At 41.6% G+C, this 14,981-nt stretch carries 14 protein-coding genes; 3 read left to right on the top strand and 11 right to left on the bottom strand.

Annotated features, from left to right (window positions below; translation table 11 throughout):
- Positions 1 to 67 precede the first annotated feature (67 nt).
- Entirely contained in the window at positions 68 to 1,951 is a 1,884-nt protein-coding gene (locus J4E76_RS17515; RefSeq protein WP_208506090.1) for a serine hydrolase, read from the bottom strand.
- A 7-nt stretch (positions 1,952 to 1,958) separates the two neighbouring features.
- Positions 1,959 to 4,160: a DUF5916 domain-containing protein gene (locus J4E76_RS17510; RefSeq protein ID WP_208506089.1), complete on the bottom strand. Its 2,202-nt coding sequence runs from the start codon at positions 4,158 to 4,160 to the stop codon at positions 1,959 to 1,961.
- 103 nt (positions 4,161 to 4,263) lie between these two features.
- Here J4E76_RS17510 and J4E76_RS17505 point away from each other — a divergent pair, with 103 nt between their 5' ends.
- Positions 4,264 to 5,751, top strand: coding sequence for a PLP-dependent aminotransferase family protein (locus J4E76_RS17505; RefSeq protein WP_208506088.1), 1,488 nt, complete (start codon positions 4,264 to 4,266; stop codon positions 5,749 to 5,751).
- Between the two features lie 5 nt (positions 5,752 to 5,756).
- Here J4E76_RS17505 and J4E76_RS17500 read toward each other — a convergent pair whose 3' ends face one another.
- Positions 5,757 to 6,260, bottom strand: a complete 504-nt coding sequence (locus J4E76_RS17500; protein WP_208506087.1) for a hypothetical protein — start codon at positions 6,258 to 6,260, stop codon at positions 5,757 to 5,759.
- Positions 6,261 to 6,264: 4 nt separating this feature from the next.
- Positions 6,265 to 7,056 carry a LytTR family DNA-binding domain-containing protein gene (locus J4E76_RS17495; RefSeq protein WP_208506086.1) on the bottom strand — a complete coding sequence of 264 codons (792 nt, stop codon included), beginning with the start codon at positions 7,054 to 7,056 and terminating at the stop codon, positions 6,265 to 6,267.
- A 132-nt stretch (positions 7,057 to 7,188) separates the two neighbouring features.
- On the opposite strand from J4E76_RS17495, the gene J4E76_RS17490 reads away from it, so the two are divergent.
- Positions 7,189 to 7,725, top strand: coding sequence for a hypothetical protein (locus J4E76_RS17490; RefSeq protein WP_208506085.1), 537 nt, complete (start codon positions 7,189 to 7,191; stop codon positions 7,723 to 7,725).
- 8 nt (positions 7,726 to 7,733) lie between these two features.
- Positions 7,734 to 8,378: a DUF6624 domain-containing protein gene (locus J4E76_RS17485; protein WP_208506084.1), complete on the top strand. Its 645-nt coding sequence runs from the start codon at positions 7,734 to 7,736 to the stop codon at positions 8,376 to 8,378.
- Positions 8,379 to 8,600: 222 nt separating this feature from the next.
- Here J4E76_RS17485 and J4E76_RS17480 read toward each other — a convergent pair whose 3' ends face one another.
- The 7 genes from J4E76_RS17480 to J4E76_RS17450 form a co-directional block, all read right to left on the bottom strand.
- Positions 8,601 to 9,143, bottom strand: a complete 543-nt coding sequence (locus J4E76_RS17480; RefSeq protein ID WP_208506083.1) for an OsmC family protein — start codon at positions 9,141 to 9,143, stop codon at positions 8,601 to 8,603.
- Positions 9,144 to 9,148: 5 nt separating this feature from the next.
- Positions 9,149 to 9,880, bottom strand: coding sequence for an isoprenylcysteine carboxylmethyltransferase family protein (locus J4E76_RS17475; protein ID WP_208506082.1), 732 nt, complete (start codon positions 9,878 to 9,880; stop codon positions 9,149 to 9,151).
- A 90-nt stretch (positions 9,881 to 9,970) separates the two neighbouring features.
- Complete coding sequence (locus tag J4E76_RS17470; protein WP_208506081.1) at positions 9,971 to 10,840, bottom strand: AraC family transcriptional regulator; 870 nt, start codon at positions 10,838 to 10,840, stop codon at positions 9,971 to 9,973.
- A 63-nt stretch (positions 10,841 to 10,903) separates the two neighbouring features.
- Positions 10,904 to 11,578 (bottom strand): hypothetical protein, encoded by a 675-nt coding sequence (locus tag J4E76_RS17465; protein WP_208506080.1) that lies wholly within the window; start codon positions 11,576 to 11,578, stop codon positions 10,904 to 10,906.
- 61 nt (positions 11,579 to 11,639) lie between these two features.
- Positions 11,640 to 12,014, bottom strand: a complete 375-nt coding sequence (locus J4E76_RS17460) for an endonuclease domain-containing protein (protein WP_208506079.1) — start codon at positions 12,012 to 12,014, stop codon at positions 11,640 to 11,642.
- A gap of 86 nt (positions 12,015 to 12,100) precedes the next feature.
- Positions 12,101 to 12,628 carry a hypothetical protein gene (locus tag J4E76_RS17455; protein ID WP_208506078.1) on the bottom strand — a complete coding sequence of 176 codons (528 nt, stop codon included), beginning with the start codon at positions 12,626 to 12,628 and terminating at the stop codon, positions 12,101 to 12,103.
- Positions 12,629 to 12,638: 10 nt separating this feature from the next.
- A complete protein-coding gene (locus tag J4E76_RS17450) occupies positions 12,639 to 14,942 on the bottom strand; it encodes a hypothetical protein (protein WP_208506077.1) in 2,304 nt (767 codons plus the stop codon).
- Positions 14,943 to 14,981: the final 39 nt, after the last annotated feature.

Below are 14,981 nucleotides of genomic sequence, written 5' to 3'. Positions count from 1 at the left end.
TGATCTATTGAGTCAACTGGTTTTCAGGACAGTATGAGAAAGCGGCTTTTTTTCTTGGTGCAGGGGCCTAATATGCCCAGAGCCTTAAGCCTATAAATCCATTTTGTATGAAGAAAATGGTCATAAGGAGCATTGCAGAGGAGGTTGCGATATAGTAAAAGCGAAACCCTTTGCCCGTAAATGGTTTAAACCACAGTACAATAGTTGCTATCACACTTGGTATAAAAAGCAGAGAGCTAATGAAAAGTAAAACACTTTGGAATGTGACCATTCCGGCAGTAGAAACATCGCTCATTGCCATTCCAAATGAAACAAACAAGAGTGTATAACAAAGTGAAGCGCCCGTGAGAACCAAATGATGTCTTGAGGGTTTTTTGATCTTGGAAAAGGCCCTGATTACAAACCATATGATACCATAACCAAGAAATATAAATGGCATAATCATGGAAATGGTGATACTAATACTCGAGAGAAGCCTAAGGGAATGAGATTCCATTTCGGTATAACTTTCGTTGATCCAGAATACCGGCTTTCCAGTCGTTGAAGTCAATAGCATTGTAGCAGGCACAGCTTCGTCATTTTTGTAAAACATGTTTGAGCCAGCATAGTATAATGTGTCGCGGTGCTTGCCTAATATGCTCTTCACTATGATGATGTCATCTTCAAAATCTAGGGAAATGCCTGCTAACATCCGCTCTGAGAATTTGAACAGTTCTTGTCTTGGGTTCGCAAAGCCATAAAAGCCTTCGTGACTTTCTTTTAATGTTTCGGGAATAGGAAAAGTTACCCTCTTGGCCTCTTCAGAAGGTTCGCCCAGAAAGAAGTCCAGTATTTTACCAGCAATTTCGGTTGCATTTCCCTCTCTGTTGATTACAACAGAAATTGCAATATCAGCATCTCTAGAGTATAAATAGCGCGAAGAGAAACCATCAATTCCTCCATCATGACCGTGAAATACGAATCCATTTCTCCATACTGTATAATTGCCGTATCCATACCCTCCTGGGAGTCCAGATTCTCCGGCAAGCGTGGAATTCGAATTTTCGATTCTATCGAAGATTTCTTTACTAAAAACCGTAGAGTCGATGTTTTCGGCTGATCTATTCAATAAGAACTGGAGAAAGTGACCCATTTCGATTGCATTTGAAGAGAACCCGCCTGCTGGACCGCCTTGAATAGAAGGAAAGCCAACAGAAACATGATTGCCAGCCTTGTATCGATAACCCTGAGCGAATAACATACCCTCTGGCTTCTTGAAATAGAAGTCTGAGGAATTCATGCCTAGAGGAGATAGAACTCGACTTTTTAAGTATTCATTGTAAGGCTCGTTGGCCAACAATTCCATGACATAGCCAGCCATGATATAACCTGGGTTTGAGTAAGCTTTTCTTACTCCAGGTTCCCATCTTGATGTTAGAGAATTACGGTGTGACATCACCATGTCTCGAACCGGTGGGCGCACAGAATCTGATCTGTTATAGATGGCATGAGTATGAAAGTCATCGAAACCCGTAGTGTGTTCGAGTAGGTGTTCAATCGTAATAGGGGTGTTACTGCTCCATGAATTTGAAAATGCATCATTAGGTACTATATCCCTAATAGGAGTGTCCAATGTGTAGCCTGTTTCTGAAAGCAACTTGATTAAGCCCAGAGAGGTAATTGACTTGGAGATTGACCCGAGTCGAAATAGATGGCCGGCTGAAACTGCTTCCCTTTTTTCCAAGTCAGCAAAACCAAAACCACCAGCAAAGATTACAGTGTCACTCGTTACAATGGAAACCATTGCCCCAGGGATATGCCTCTCTTTAAGGAACGAATTGAGGTCCTTTTTAAGGTCAATGAGGTTTTCTATCCCTTGTTTCTTCCGCAGCGTTGTAGACTGTTCCTTTTGGGCAAAAATGGGCTGACTGAGCAACGTTATAAAAACAATGTAAATGATGTGCTTTTTCATGCTGAGATTAGAAGTGAAAGGTTTTACTATACTTAAGAAAAATGGTGCTGCCATTGCTTACGGGAAGCGTGAGTTCGTTTCGAAACCTATCTTCGTTTATGTCTCCATTGAAGACGAAGTAGAAATCATCTCCTTCTCGTGGGTTATATCTAAGCCTGATGCTACCCAAGTACGTTTTCGAAACGCTATTATGCTGAATGAAAGCATTTACAGTCAGTTTCGTGCTAAATGTATATAGCATCTTCAACTGGGTGAGCACTACATTGACCTTCTTCGATTGGTTACCAAAATTCAGCTGATTGTGAGAGTAGCTGGCTTCCACTATAAAGTCAGGAGTAACATTCAGGAAGGGTGCCACCCATAGTGTGTTCTTCTGTCCATCATAAAAATTGCCGGTTCCTGCTCCTAAGAAATAGGAGAGACGGTTGGCAGAGTTCGTTGTGACAGAGGCAAAAACACTTGTAAATGGATATTTACCTGGTGCAACTTCGATACTTCCTGGTAAGGTCAATGGAGAGAACAACTGCTCTTCATCAGATTGTACTCGAATATCATATGTCCAGCCCAGTTTAGTGAGCACATTATATCCCAAATGTGTATTTCTGGTTTCGAGCTTTCCATGTGAATTACCCCAAGTTAGGCCTCCCATTAAGTATGGCCCATGTTGAGAGATTTTGGACTTCTCCTCTGGGAACATATTGTAGGAAAATACATGATTGAGTTGGCTGAAGTCAGGTCTATGTTCGAAACCGATACCCGGCTCGTAAGCATTACCCGCTCGACCATAATTTATGGTATATGTGAATCCCTCTTGCGATCTTTTTGATAACTCTATAAAGTACTTGGTTTGATCTAATGAGCTAAAGGGATCATTGTTTTCGTCCGTTACGGACTGAGCCAATCTCATAGATAGATAGTTCTGCTTATGTACCCTTAAGGTTGCATCAAAGCCGTAAACTGTATTATACCTTCCTTTAAAATCAGTCCTGTTTGTGAGGATCACCCCAATAGTCGAGTTTTCATTCAGTACTCTTTTCCTAACTCTGAAAACACTGAAGTTTTCCGAATCGATATTGCCTTGTGGTCCGGTCTGCATATTCAAAACACCCGTTTCCCAAGTACCAAAACGACCATAAGCTCTAGCACCTCCATAAATTCGAGTTTGTTGGCCATTGACAATGCCAATTCTTCGGCTATGAAATATCCGATCTGAATTACCAAAGTTGAATTCGAAGAGACTTGCTCGCTCTTGAAAAAAGAGTCGCTTCTCTGGAAAGAAAAGGTTGAGACGAGTCAGGTTTACTTGCTGATCATCCACTTCAACCTGTGCAAAATCTGTGTTTACCGTCAGGTCCAGTGTAGCATTACTTCCGAGTGCGACTTTTGCATCGATCCCAATCTCTTTCTTGAGCTGTTGTTCATTGTGATAACTGGCATCTCCTTGAGTATGGACTTGTGTGTTGGCCATGCCGCCTAAGACATAGGGAGTAATGTGTATCGGCTTACGCTGATCGATGTCCGTGAATGTAAAGCGTTGGGTGAGTGATGGTCTGAACGAACTACCAGTTGACAAGTCTCTAGGAGGAAAGATATCCGTCTCATCATTACGGGCATAATATCTCCAAGTGGTAATGCCCATGGTTACTTTCCCATCGATTACTTCAAATGGCAGTGTGGTGAAGGGGATTCTGATCTCTGCAAACCAACCTCTATCATCGCGAGTTGCTGCTGCATCCCAATAGCTATTCCAACTCAAATTGAAAGCCGTTGGGCCTTGCGCATCATTGGCAATTGCCATATCGAGTCGCGAACCATGGGGTGTGACAAAGAACCCGAGCGAATTCTCTCGATCATTATAGGAATCGATTAAAAAACCCATCCATTCTGTATTTTCAGAAAAGTCATCTCGCTTCTTTGAATTGAGCACCATTTTCTCGGGGTCGGTGTCAAACATGCGTCCGGATAGATAGAGATACTCGTTGTCATAAGCCAACCTAAGTTCTGTGAGCTGAGTTGGTGGTGCACCGGCATTCGGTACTTTCTGTGAGACGCCAAGGAGTGGCACTTTGTTCCAAACGGCCTCATCCACCTTGCCATCAATGACAATAGGTTCTGAGATTTTGGTCATTACCATGCTCTTCTGGGCAGTTAAATTTAAGCTGCTCAATATGAGGAGTGATAGAACTTTTAGGTTTTGTTGGGGTTTCATAATCTTAAAGTTTATTGTTCACTATTGTGTAATTCATGACCAAAACTATATCTTAACCGGTGCATATAATTAATCCAGTTTATAATCAACATGTGATCCGGTTATGTTACCTTATAAAACCATTATTAAGATTGACAGGGATAGTACCGTACCGCTATACCTTCAGGTATGCAATGAATTCATTAAGAAGATTTCTTGTGGAGAAATTGCCTCGAGTCTAAAACTGCCAGGCTCACGAAGTTTATCGGACTTACTAGGAGTGAATAGGAGGACGATTATTTCTGCCTATGAAGAGCTTGAGGCGCAAGGCTGGCTAGAGGTAAAACCAAACCAGGGGTGCTTCGTTAGCTCGAAGCTTCCAATAAGTCATGCGCGTGCCCTGGATTCTGGTATTGAAAGAGACCACAAGGCTCAGAGCATCTTCGAGCTCAATAGCAACCTTGACTTTTTAGAGCATTATAAGTCTCCCAAAATAGCCGGAAACGAACTGGTTATCGATGCAGGTTATCCGGATGTTAGACTGGCGCCTATGCGTTCGTTGACTAAGAACATCAATGGGATAATGAACGGGAATAGAAGTGTGAAGCTTCTGAATTACTCGGATAGTTTCAATGGTGACCTTCTCTTAAGAAAGCAAGTAGTGAAGTACTTGGCCGAAACCAGGAGTATTAATGTGAGCACAGATAACCTGATGATTACACGAGGTAGCCTTATGGCCTTTTCGAATATTTTCCGTGTACTGCTTGGGCCTGGTGACAAGGTAATTGTTGGGGATGTGAGCTTCAAAGTGGCGAATGACATTATTAGAATTGCCGGAGGAGACTTGGTTAAAGTACCACTTGACAATGAGGGGATTGATGTCCATGCCATTGAGAAGGTTTGTCAAAAAGAGAAGATAAGAGCGGTATTTATCATGCCGCATCATCATAACCCTACTACCGTATCGTTGAGTGCAGAGCGAAGAATGAAGCTATTGATGTTAGCTGAGAAATATCAGTTCGCCATAATTGAAGACGACTATGACTATGACTTTCATTATAACAGTAGTCCAATCTTGCCCATGTCTAGTTCAGATCGGGCGGGTTCTGTGATTTATGTCGGTTCCTTGAGTAAAACGGTTGCCCCGGGCTTAAGGACTGGTTTTATTGTGGCTCCGGCCAATTTTATCAGAGAACTATCACGACTGAGTCGATTTATCGACTGTCACGGAAATATGGCCCTAGAGCGAGCTATCGCTGTGCTTTTTGAAGAGGGGGAAATAAGGAGGCATATGAAAAAGGCCCTTAAGGCCTATCATATAAGACGAGATCTTTTTTGTGATTTGCTAAAGCAAAAATTAGGGAATTTGGTAAGCTTTCAGGTACCAGAAGGTGGTTTGGCGGTCTGGGTAACTTTTGACGATACTATTGATTTACCGAAGCTACGAGAGGTAGCAATTAAGAACGGACTTCTGATTTCAAAATCGGTTTTCTCTGATGCGGAGGGAAACAAGCTCAATGCGATTCGCATGGGCTTTGCATCACTCAATGAGCCAGAAATTGAAGAGGCAATGAACCTGCTCGAAGCATCTGTTAAAGCTATTAGAGCTTAGTCAGGTTACTTCTGGAAAAAGGGCGGTGCATTTTCGACAACCTTTCCTTTCACAAACCAAGTCATTACATGGTTCTGAGGTCTTCTTTGAAGTACTTTGTGATTGGCCCTGTCGTACCAAACCGCGTCAAATTCTCCCTTGGTGGTAATCACTACTCTCCATTCTTCCGAAAGCTTGGTTGAATCAGCGTAGTCTGCAGAGAGGGTGTCCCAGTTGACACTAGACAGAACTTGAGGGTCTAAATGGGCAATCACCTCAGTTTCATCTAATATGGCAATCCATATTGGATCGCTTATATGCTCAATGCGGTGAGTTTTTCCTTCTGATCCCCAAGCTATTCGTACAGGATTACCGTTTCTAATGGCATTGATCAATTGTGCTTTACTGCCCGTGATTGTTTCTCCTTCCTTGTCGTTTTTATAAACTGCTACCCAAGTGTCGTTGGATGACTTGCAAGCCACCAAAAAAGCTGTGAGACAAATGAAAAATAGGAACTTGAAGTGTCTCATAGTTTTAAATTTCTGACTGAAAACAGTCTTGAACACGGCTCCGATAACTTCGACCTATCGGGATCTTTGTGCCTGGAATTTCGAGTGAGTCATATCGAATAGCGTTCACACATTTGGTATTTACAATGAAGGACTTATGTGTTCGCAAAAAGCCTTTATCCCCTAACTGATCTTCTAGGTTAGCTAAGGAGTGGAGGGTGATGAGTTTTTTATCCTTAGTATGCCAGCTCACATATTCCTTCATTCCTTGGACAAAGAGGATGTCTTCTATGGGTAATCTATGAATAACTTTTCCCTCTTTAAGCATTAAAGTATTTTCTCCCTCATCTTCAGTCTTTTCCAGTTCTTCACTGGCAAGTGTTTGATTTGCGTGGCTATTGTTCTCTCTTATAAGTCCAAATACTGTACTACCTAACAAGGCTATCGAGTAGGGTGCTGATCCAGATAAGACAGACCAGAAAGAGGTGACCCACCTGAATTTATAGGGGGTAAGATTTTTTATACTTGGGTAGGCTACTGAGAGGGTAGTATCAATTAGGGTATAAGCAATAGAGTAGACGAGATATACCAAGCTTATAGATATGAGCGAAAAAAGAATATACCTCTTAGTAGTAATAAGCCGAAACAAGAGATGCCAGTTGACATAAACAATGATGACTTGTAAACCGACTATGACTATGTTTTTCGCTAGGTAAAAGCCCAGGTGCTTTCCCCCACTGAAGAGCAGCGATTGAACAAACCAAAAGACTAACCAGAAGCCGAGGTGTTGATAAAACTTTTTATGTCTAGAGTTCATAGCAGATGCGAGATACCTAAAATACGATTTTGAAGCATATAAGGCTCGTGTCGTTTGTAGATGTTAACCGGTTGTTTGTTGAATTAATTTCTGAATAGCACTTGAAGAGCCCAGATTTCAACAAAAAAGAACATGAAACTCAGAAATTTATTAATCACAGGTTTGCTAATTTTTTGCGTAAACAGTTTACTAACGGCTCAAGAAGGTGGCCTGTACAAGGTCGTTTACGAAGCAGACAGACAGGGAAATAGAATCAGCGGAAGTCTGGAAGAACTTAATAAGTACGTCAGAAACGGTAATCCAATCAGGGTTGGATGGGAACTGGGTGTAAAGTCTGACTCTACTTTTTATTTGGAACATTGGGCCGATGCCGGTTTTATCACCCTCCATAAGAACCATGTGTTTGCCCAAATCAATTCCATTTATGGTCAGGGTACGACACATCCTATGATGGAAACTCCTGCCGTATTTCTAACCAATGGGAAACCTCATGGCTGGGTAGCAGTTTTTGGCACCACAGGTGAAGTAAAGCAGAAGTTTGAAAGGGATGAGTCGATGGTGAAATACTTCAAGGAACAAGGCTTAAGCGATAAGGAAATTGAAGATCAGTTTAAAAAACAGGAGAAGGCTCGCTATGCAACGAAGTGGGCGGTAATGGTCAAAGAATAATCAGAGATATGAGACAGCTATTAAAAATTTTATTACTACTTCTATCCATGCCGCTGTTAGGGCAGGAGGTGTACAATGAAGCCCTGGCAAAGGAGTTGGAGGCCATGCTCGAAAAAGATTCTAAGCATAGGCGTGAAGTAATTGCCTTGATTGACGAACTAGGAAATGATGATCCAAAAGTCAGGGCCAAATGGGATGAAATTAACGAAATTGACTCTTTACATACCATACGAGTAAACGAGATACTGGATGAGCATGGCTGGCTGGGAGTGGACGTAGTTGGCTCAAAAGGCAATGTGGCACTTTTTCTCATTATTCAACATGCAAAACTCGATGTCCAGGTCAGGCGATTGCCAATGATCAGGCAGGCAGTGAAGGACGGGAAGGCACGTTCAGAGAATCTTGCCTTGCTGGAAGACCGAGTGGCTACTAAAACTGGGAAGAAACAGATCTATGGGAGCCAACTATGGAATGACAAGGAAACGGGTGAGCTGTACGTGCTGCCTATGATAGAGCCCGAAAAAGTCAATGAAAGAAGGGCTTCGGTAGGCCTGGGAACCATTGAAGAATACATCGCATACTGGAACCTGAAATGGGATGTGGAAGCTCACAAGAAACGCGTAGCCGCCTGGGAAGCTTCGAAAGAGAATTAACCAAAAATGGCCCTCATTAGTCTGAACTAGAGGGCCATTTGCAAAGCTTTCACCAGAAGTTAGGCACAATTATCATCAATCTTAATACACTCTAAACCACTAACTAGCCGGTTTGCAAGAATAAGCTTATGTCATGATGTAAATCAGAGTGTTGATGTAAATTGTTCAAACTTGTTGTGCTTTTTTTCTTAACTCATCATAACACTGAATTAAGTAGCACTATTATGCCGCAAGTACTGCAAAATTGGTTTTGACTCTTACAGGTAGTGCCATTTTCAAGGTCTGCAAAACGATGCAACTCTTTTCGGTGGCGGCTAGCATGGTATGTAGCAGTTGCTCGGCTGTCTGCTCGCAGGAGACATTCACCGTTAATGTCATTTTCTGAAAAGCCACAGGTACAGATTTATCTACCATCAAAGTGCCTCTTACATCTACTTCGGCAGTTGCTTTAACCTCTGTTTCGACCAAGGTTATTCCCAAGCGATTTGCTACTAATCTCAATGTACTTTCAAAACACGCAGCCAATGCGGTGCAGAGCATATCACCAGGGTTGGGTGCATCATGCAAACCACCAACAGCTCTATGCACACCTATTTGTATGGGTGTCTCTAACTCGTCATTGGCGATTACTTCGGTGTGAAATGGGTCATTTAAATTTTGTCCTTTCACAATGGCCACATCTGTTACCCAAGCCTTTTCAGGTTCCATTAAGTAAGTGGTGATTAATGGCTTCTGTCTTTCTAATACTTCTGATTGATGTCTCATACTATTTAGATTTTAGTGAATGGAACAAGCATTGGAGTACTGGCTTTATAGCCTAGATAATCATCTCCAAAGTCATTGATGAGGTCCTTCTCTTCAATTTTGGCACCTATGACAAAGTATGCCGTTATGCCAACGGCAAAGACTAAGTGTGTTACTGTCATATAAGGCGTTGCCCAAACCCCGAGGATTCCTCCCGCATACAGCGGATGACGGATGTACTTGTAGAAACTATAGACCCTGAAATTTAGCTCAGTATAAGGCTTGTTTCTTAGTTCAAGATAAGTCTGTCTTAGACCAAATAAGTCGAAATGATTGATTAGAAATGAGCTGATAAATAGAATAGCCCAACCAGCGAAAAATAGGACATAGGAAATGTAGTAGGCTACAGAACCTTCCTGAATACTCCAAATTTGACCACCTAGTGGTTCCCATTCTAGGACTAGAAATGTTAGCAAGATTCCCGAGGCTAATACAAAGGTACTGCGCTCAATGTGTCTCGGGAAGAAGCGCTCGAAAAAACGTTTCACTGGCCTTCTAGCCATAATGCTGTGCTGAAGACCAAAAAGTAGAACCAACCCAAAATTCTTTAGGACGGCTAGATAAACCGGAAGTTGTGGCGTGCCATCAATAGAGACTTCCGGTACCAGGTTGCTAACAGAAGCAATCCACAATAGAATCGATGCAAAGCCAATGAGATAGGCAATGATCGAATACAAAAACATTAGTATTTTTTTCATGCCTCAAAATTATTTTAGGCAGGCATGATGGGATTTTCTCAGAAGTTCAAATGATTTGCTGAGAGGGCCAATGACTATTAAAGCTCACTTTTACTGAATTGAAAGCTCTGACTTGCGGAACTGATTCGGAGGTAAACTGAACTTTTCTTTGAAGGCCTTATTGAAATGGGATGAGTTGGCAAAGCCTGCTTCAAAGCCAACCTCGTTGGCATTCAGATCTGAAGTAAGTAGGAGAGTACGAGCATAGTCCAAACGCTTGTCTGTAAGCCAGCGTTGTGGTGTATCGTTGTAGACTTTTTTGAAATCTCGTTTAAATGTTGAAAGTGAACGGCCACTGAGTCTTGCAAAGTCTTCCATGCTTAAGTCGCAATGGAAGTTTTTCCGCATTATCTCATCTAGGCTGGTTTTTTCCACAGACTGGATTGATCTAAAGAAATCCGCAATCTCTGGATTGTCTTTGTCCATTAATAGGTTGAACAAGAGTTCCTTTAGTTTGATCATTACCAGTTCCTTAGGAATCCCACCCTCTTGCGTCATGTAGTTAAATACGGACATGAGCATTGATTCAAGTCCAGAATTGATATTAACCTCGAAGATCTGGCGGTCAGGAACATTGACACTTGCACCGGAAAGCTGATCTGTCTCCTTCATAAAGTTTCGAATGAAATTGTCATTCATAAAGAAGAGCATGGTGCAATAGTCCTCCTCCAAGTATTGCTTGGTATTATAAACACCCTTTCTAATAAAGAGTGCATCCCCTGCTTTGGTTTGATAAGTTTTCTCGATAGAGGTCCAATCTTTCCTTCCCTTAATAACGAAGGATAAAAAGTGAGACTCCGTCCATAACTTGAATTTTTCAACATCAATTGGGCACTTGTATTCTATCAAGCAGAAATCATCTCCTATAAGCTTGTTATAGCCGGGTGTTTCTCTAAAGTGTTGATATACATCGAGTATCATAGACTAAACGAATATAATACAAATGAGAAAACTCTCTGTAGATATTAGGAGGGTGATAAAGGGTTAAAGCTCCTTTAAAACCACTAGTGTTTCGTTTGATTCGTCAATCAGCCTTTTGATTCTATTGTTATAACTAAAAAGGAAGAGCTGTTGAATGGATAAAATATTATTCAATGCCTCAGTGCCATACAAGCGGCTTAGGTTTGGGACTTCACTATTAAATTGAAACATGGTGTTAATCAAACCGGTGCCGGCACCGGCTTCCAGTAAAAAAGGTACGGTTTGGTTATTGAATAGTTCATTCAAATAGTTGAGTTGGAAGTCTAATGCGAGATGCGCAGCATTCAAATCTTTGAATGAGGAGTTCAAGTCTGCGGCATTCTTGATTATGCGACTTGGGCCTAACTCTTGTTCTAGTGTTGGGTATTCGAGTATTCCCCAATTATAATTCAGGACATAACTAATGAATTGAGCTTTTGCATATGCATCAGTCTTGATTAATTCTCCCTTAAGGTAAAGTGTTAAACTATCCAGAATCAGATTATTATTTAAGAAGTCTTCGCTCATGGCACCCATGTTCTTAGAGATCTCATCTGACAGAATCTCAATGGTTAATTTTTCCTTTTTGTTTTCTTTGAGTCGTTCGCTCCAACTATTGAGACTTAAGGCGATAAGGATGCCGACTACCACGAGAAAAATCTCACCAATGGCATATTTGAGATAGGTACTACCTTTCATTTCTTTTTGTCTAAGTTTTCGGAAGAAGTTTGGCATATGTTTATTCCCCTTCCTGGAGGGGTTAGGGGTGGGTTGTTAAGTCTGTTATAGTCAATTGCAATTCTTCAATAACCCAACTGATGTCTTTCTTTATATCAATATCGTCAAATCTTATGAATCTAACACCAAGCGACTCCAGCCGTTGTTGTCTCTTTCTATCCTTCTCAGGCTGGCCATTGTGGTGATGACTTTCACCATCAATTTCAATGGCTAACATGAGATCTTTGCAGTAAAAGTCTACAATAAACTCATCAATTGGTATTTGTCTGCTGAATCGATACCCAAGCCTTTTGCCTTTTATTTCTTGCCATAAGAGCACCTCACTCAAAGTCATATTGGCTCTGAGCTTTTTGGCAAGGGGAACGAGCCTTGAATTATAGGGTATTATTTTTCTCATAGCGCACCCACCTCTAAATCTCCTCCTAGGAGGAGACTTTTAATGTTCGTTTTTTCTGTGGGTTGAACATTACTCTCAGGTTAAGACTAATGATCTTTGATAATCACCTCAGAAGTGGGCTGTAGAATATCCTCAAAGTTCTTTAGCCATTTACCATCCACAAGTCGTTGACCAAATTCATTGAATTCACCGTTTTCAGTTTTCTGGAAGGTCAATCGATAGTTGCCATTGATTTCACAAATAAATTGATCATCCTTTAGCTGACATTGAAAAGGACGTGCACCACTTCCGCGATAAGCATTGTAGTAGTAAAAACCATCTTCCTTGTTGTAGTACATGATCGTATGTAAAGCGAGTAGGGTGGTATCGTTCCTGGTTGACCTATGTTTTAACACCAAGAGCTCACCATCAAGGTCGTATCGCACCTTGCTCAATACGTTGTAAGGCTTGTTATCTTCCATGGGATAGCTGGTGCCTTGACCCTTCCAATCGCCAATAAGAAAGGAGAGTTTGGCCATGGCTTTTTGCTCCTCAGTTTGAGCACTCATTCCTAAAGCTTGAAAAGAAAACAAACTGATAAGTATGATTCTGAAAGTGGTGGTAGTGAGTTTCATTGATTCAACTTTAATTGAGTTGGGCATCCCACGCATTATCCCACTCTCCCTGTTCCTTGAGGTAGTTAATTACTACAGCTCTCTTTTTATGAACATCTTCCATGATTCGTCTCTTAAAAGCCTCATATTTGGGGTTACCATCATGAATCTTATAAACAGCTGCGCCATTTAGGCTTTGCCATGCACTGGAGAAGGCCTTACGCTCAAAGTACAGTTCTTCCAATGTTTCAATCATGCCATCAACGTCTCCAGTAAGTGACTGATAAGAGACATTACTGAACAGGCGTGGTGTAGATACTTTGGGTGCTTGTGTCAAGAGCTCATCTAGAATGTTCTTAGAACTCTGTGTTCGAAGGTCTGAAATAGAATCAAAATGGGCATAATATTTAGCCAGTTTGTTCACATACATCAAGCTTGAATCCTTTTTATCCTCCTCTTTCAATATAATCGAGTAACTTAAAAAAGCGTAACTAACATCATTTTGAATCTGTTCATCTAAAATTTGAAGCAAGTCGAAATCAAGATCTAGTACTTCAGGAAAACCCTTAAGAATGTACGATTTGGCCAGATCATAATCCCCTCTTCTCAGTGCAACTGATGCTCTTGATCTGGCAAATGGTTTCTCTAAGGCTCCACTCTGACCCCGGAACCTTTGTTCCATCATATCTGTGAAATTCAAAACAAACTCGTAATCCTTGAAGAACATTTTGGTATCGTACAACTCCATCATCATTCCGAAATTCTCGGGATAGAGGAGTTGATATTGATTCATGTACTTTTCTATCATGGGAGTCAAATCGAGGAATCTACTGAGCTCCACCAGGGTTTCTAAAAGTCGTATATCATTAGGGAATTCCTTAAGGGCTTTATGGGCCAACTTAAACGATTCGTCTGTCCTGCCGTAAGGCTCCAGTCTTATGAGGTCTATCAACTGCGCTCGCATAGGTGCAAAATCAGGATGGTCCTTAATCGCCTTTTCTAAGAGTTCAACGGCTTCTTTTTTGTTGCCCGCATTAGAATAAAGCCCCGCCACATTATGCGTGATGGCTGCATTCAATGGGTCTAATTCCCATGCCAGCAGTAATACCGAATCTGCCTCAATGTCCCGGTTTTGAGTTCTTAAATTGATCTGTAAATCATTAAAAGCTAAGGCGTTGTTAGGAGCCATACTAATGGTTTTGAGAAGATCCTCTTCAGCTTTAGCAAATCTTTCAGGTCCATCTGAAAACCTTGCCTCTATTAACCAGGATCTTGCTCTGAATGCCATAGGTTCATTAGCATCTAGCTCAAAAGCTTTTTTCACATGATACTCCATATTGGCAATCTTTTCTTCATGGGCGAGATTTGCCCTTTGGCTCAACCGGTCATAGGCAATAGCTAGGGTCGCATGAGCCTTAGCAAAAGTCGAATCTAGCTCAATCGCTTTTTTGAGGAGTTCTATTTCTAGTCGAATTTCATCTCCAGTCAGTCCCATGGTTTGTCTGGTTTGAATGTAAAGCTCATAGGCCAGTGGATTGTCTGTGGGCCTTTTGTTGAGTAGTGCTTCTTCAGACGGGAGTAGGTCTACACGGAGTTTTTCGGTAACTGCTTTGATAATGGTGGATTGGATGTCGAAGAGATTTTCAACCGTCCGTTCAATTTTGTCTGACCATAGCACCGATCCTTCCTCAGTATCCAGGAGTTTGGCTTCAACCACAATCGCAGTACCACGTCTACTCACTCGGCCAGTCAATAAATGCCTCACACCTAATTCATTGGCTATATCGGCATTGCTATTAGAAACCTTTGTAAAGCGGAAAGAAGAGGTTTGGGCAATTATCTTAAGCCCCTCAATACGTCCCATTTCACTGATTACTTCTGCCGAAAGCCCTTCAGCAAGTGAAACGTCCAAATCATCAGTGCTCTGGCTCCCAAATGGCAGGACGGCAATTGAAGGCTTTTTAACATCGAATAAATCACTCGCAAAGAAGATACGCTCAACCAATAAGAGTATGACAACCAAAGAGAGAGAGGATATGATAATTCTATTGAGCTTTTTGCCGGTAGTGGAAGTGATAGATTCCTCTCTGTCTACATCTTCCGTTTTTTGAAGCCCTTTGTTCGTCCATTCGTAGATCCATGCAATGATCAGCGCTAGTGGAAACCCGATGATGAGCGCCCAGATGACCACCGTGTCGATACCCTCTGGAATACCTAAGGGTTTTTCAATGGCCACAAGAACCTGAATAATCAGCCAGGCCGTCACGCCATAGGCAGTGGCCACTTTAAAGACATTGCGTCTTTTGAGTTCTTGAAAGAACTTATTCAGGTTCATTGTGTTAAGGTCGAGTTGATGGCCAAAAGATAGCTATTT

Origin of the sequence: Roseivirga sp. E12, from assembly GCF_017592825.1 — a bacterium.
In the GTDB taxonomy this organism is placed as follows: Bacteria; Bacteroidota; Bacteroidia; order Cytophagales; family Cyclobacteriaceae; genus Roseivirga.
This window is presented reverse-complemented; position numbering and strand designations above follow the sequence as displayed.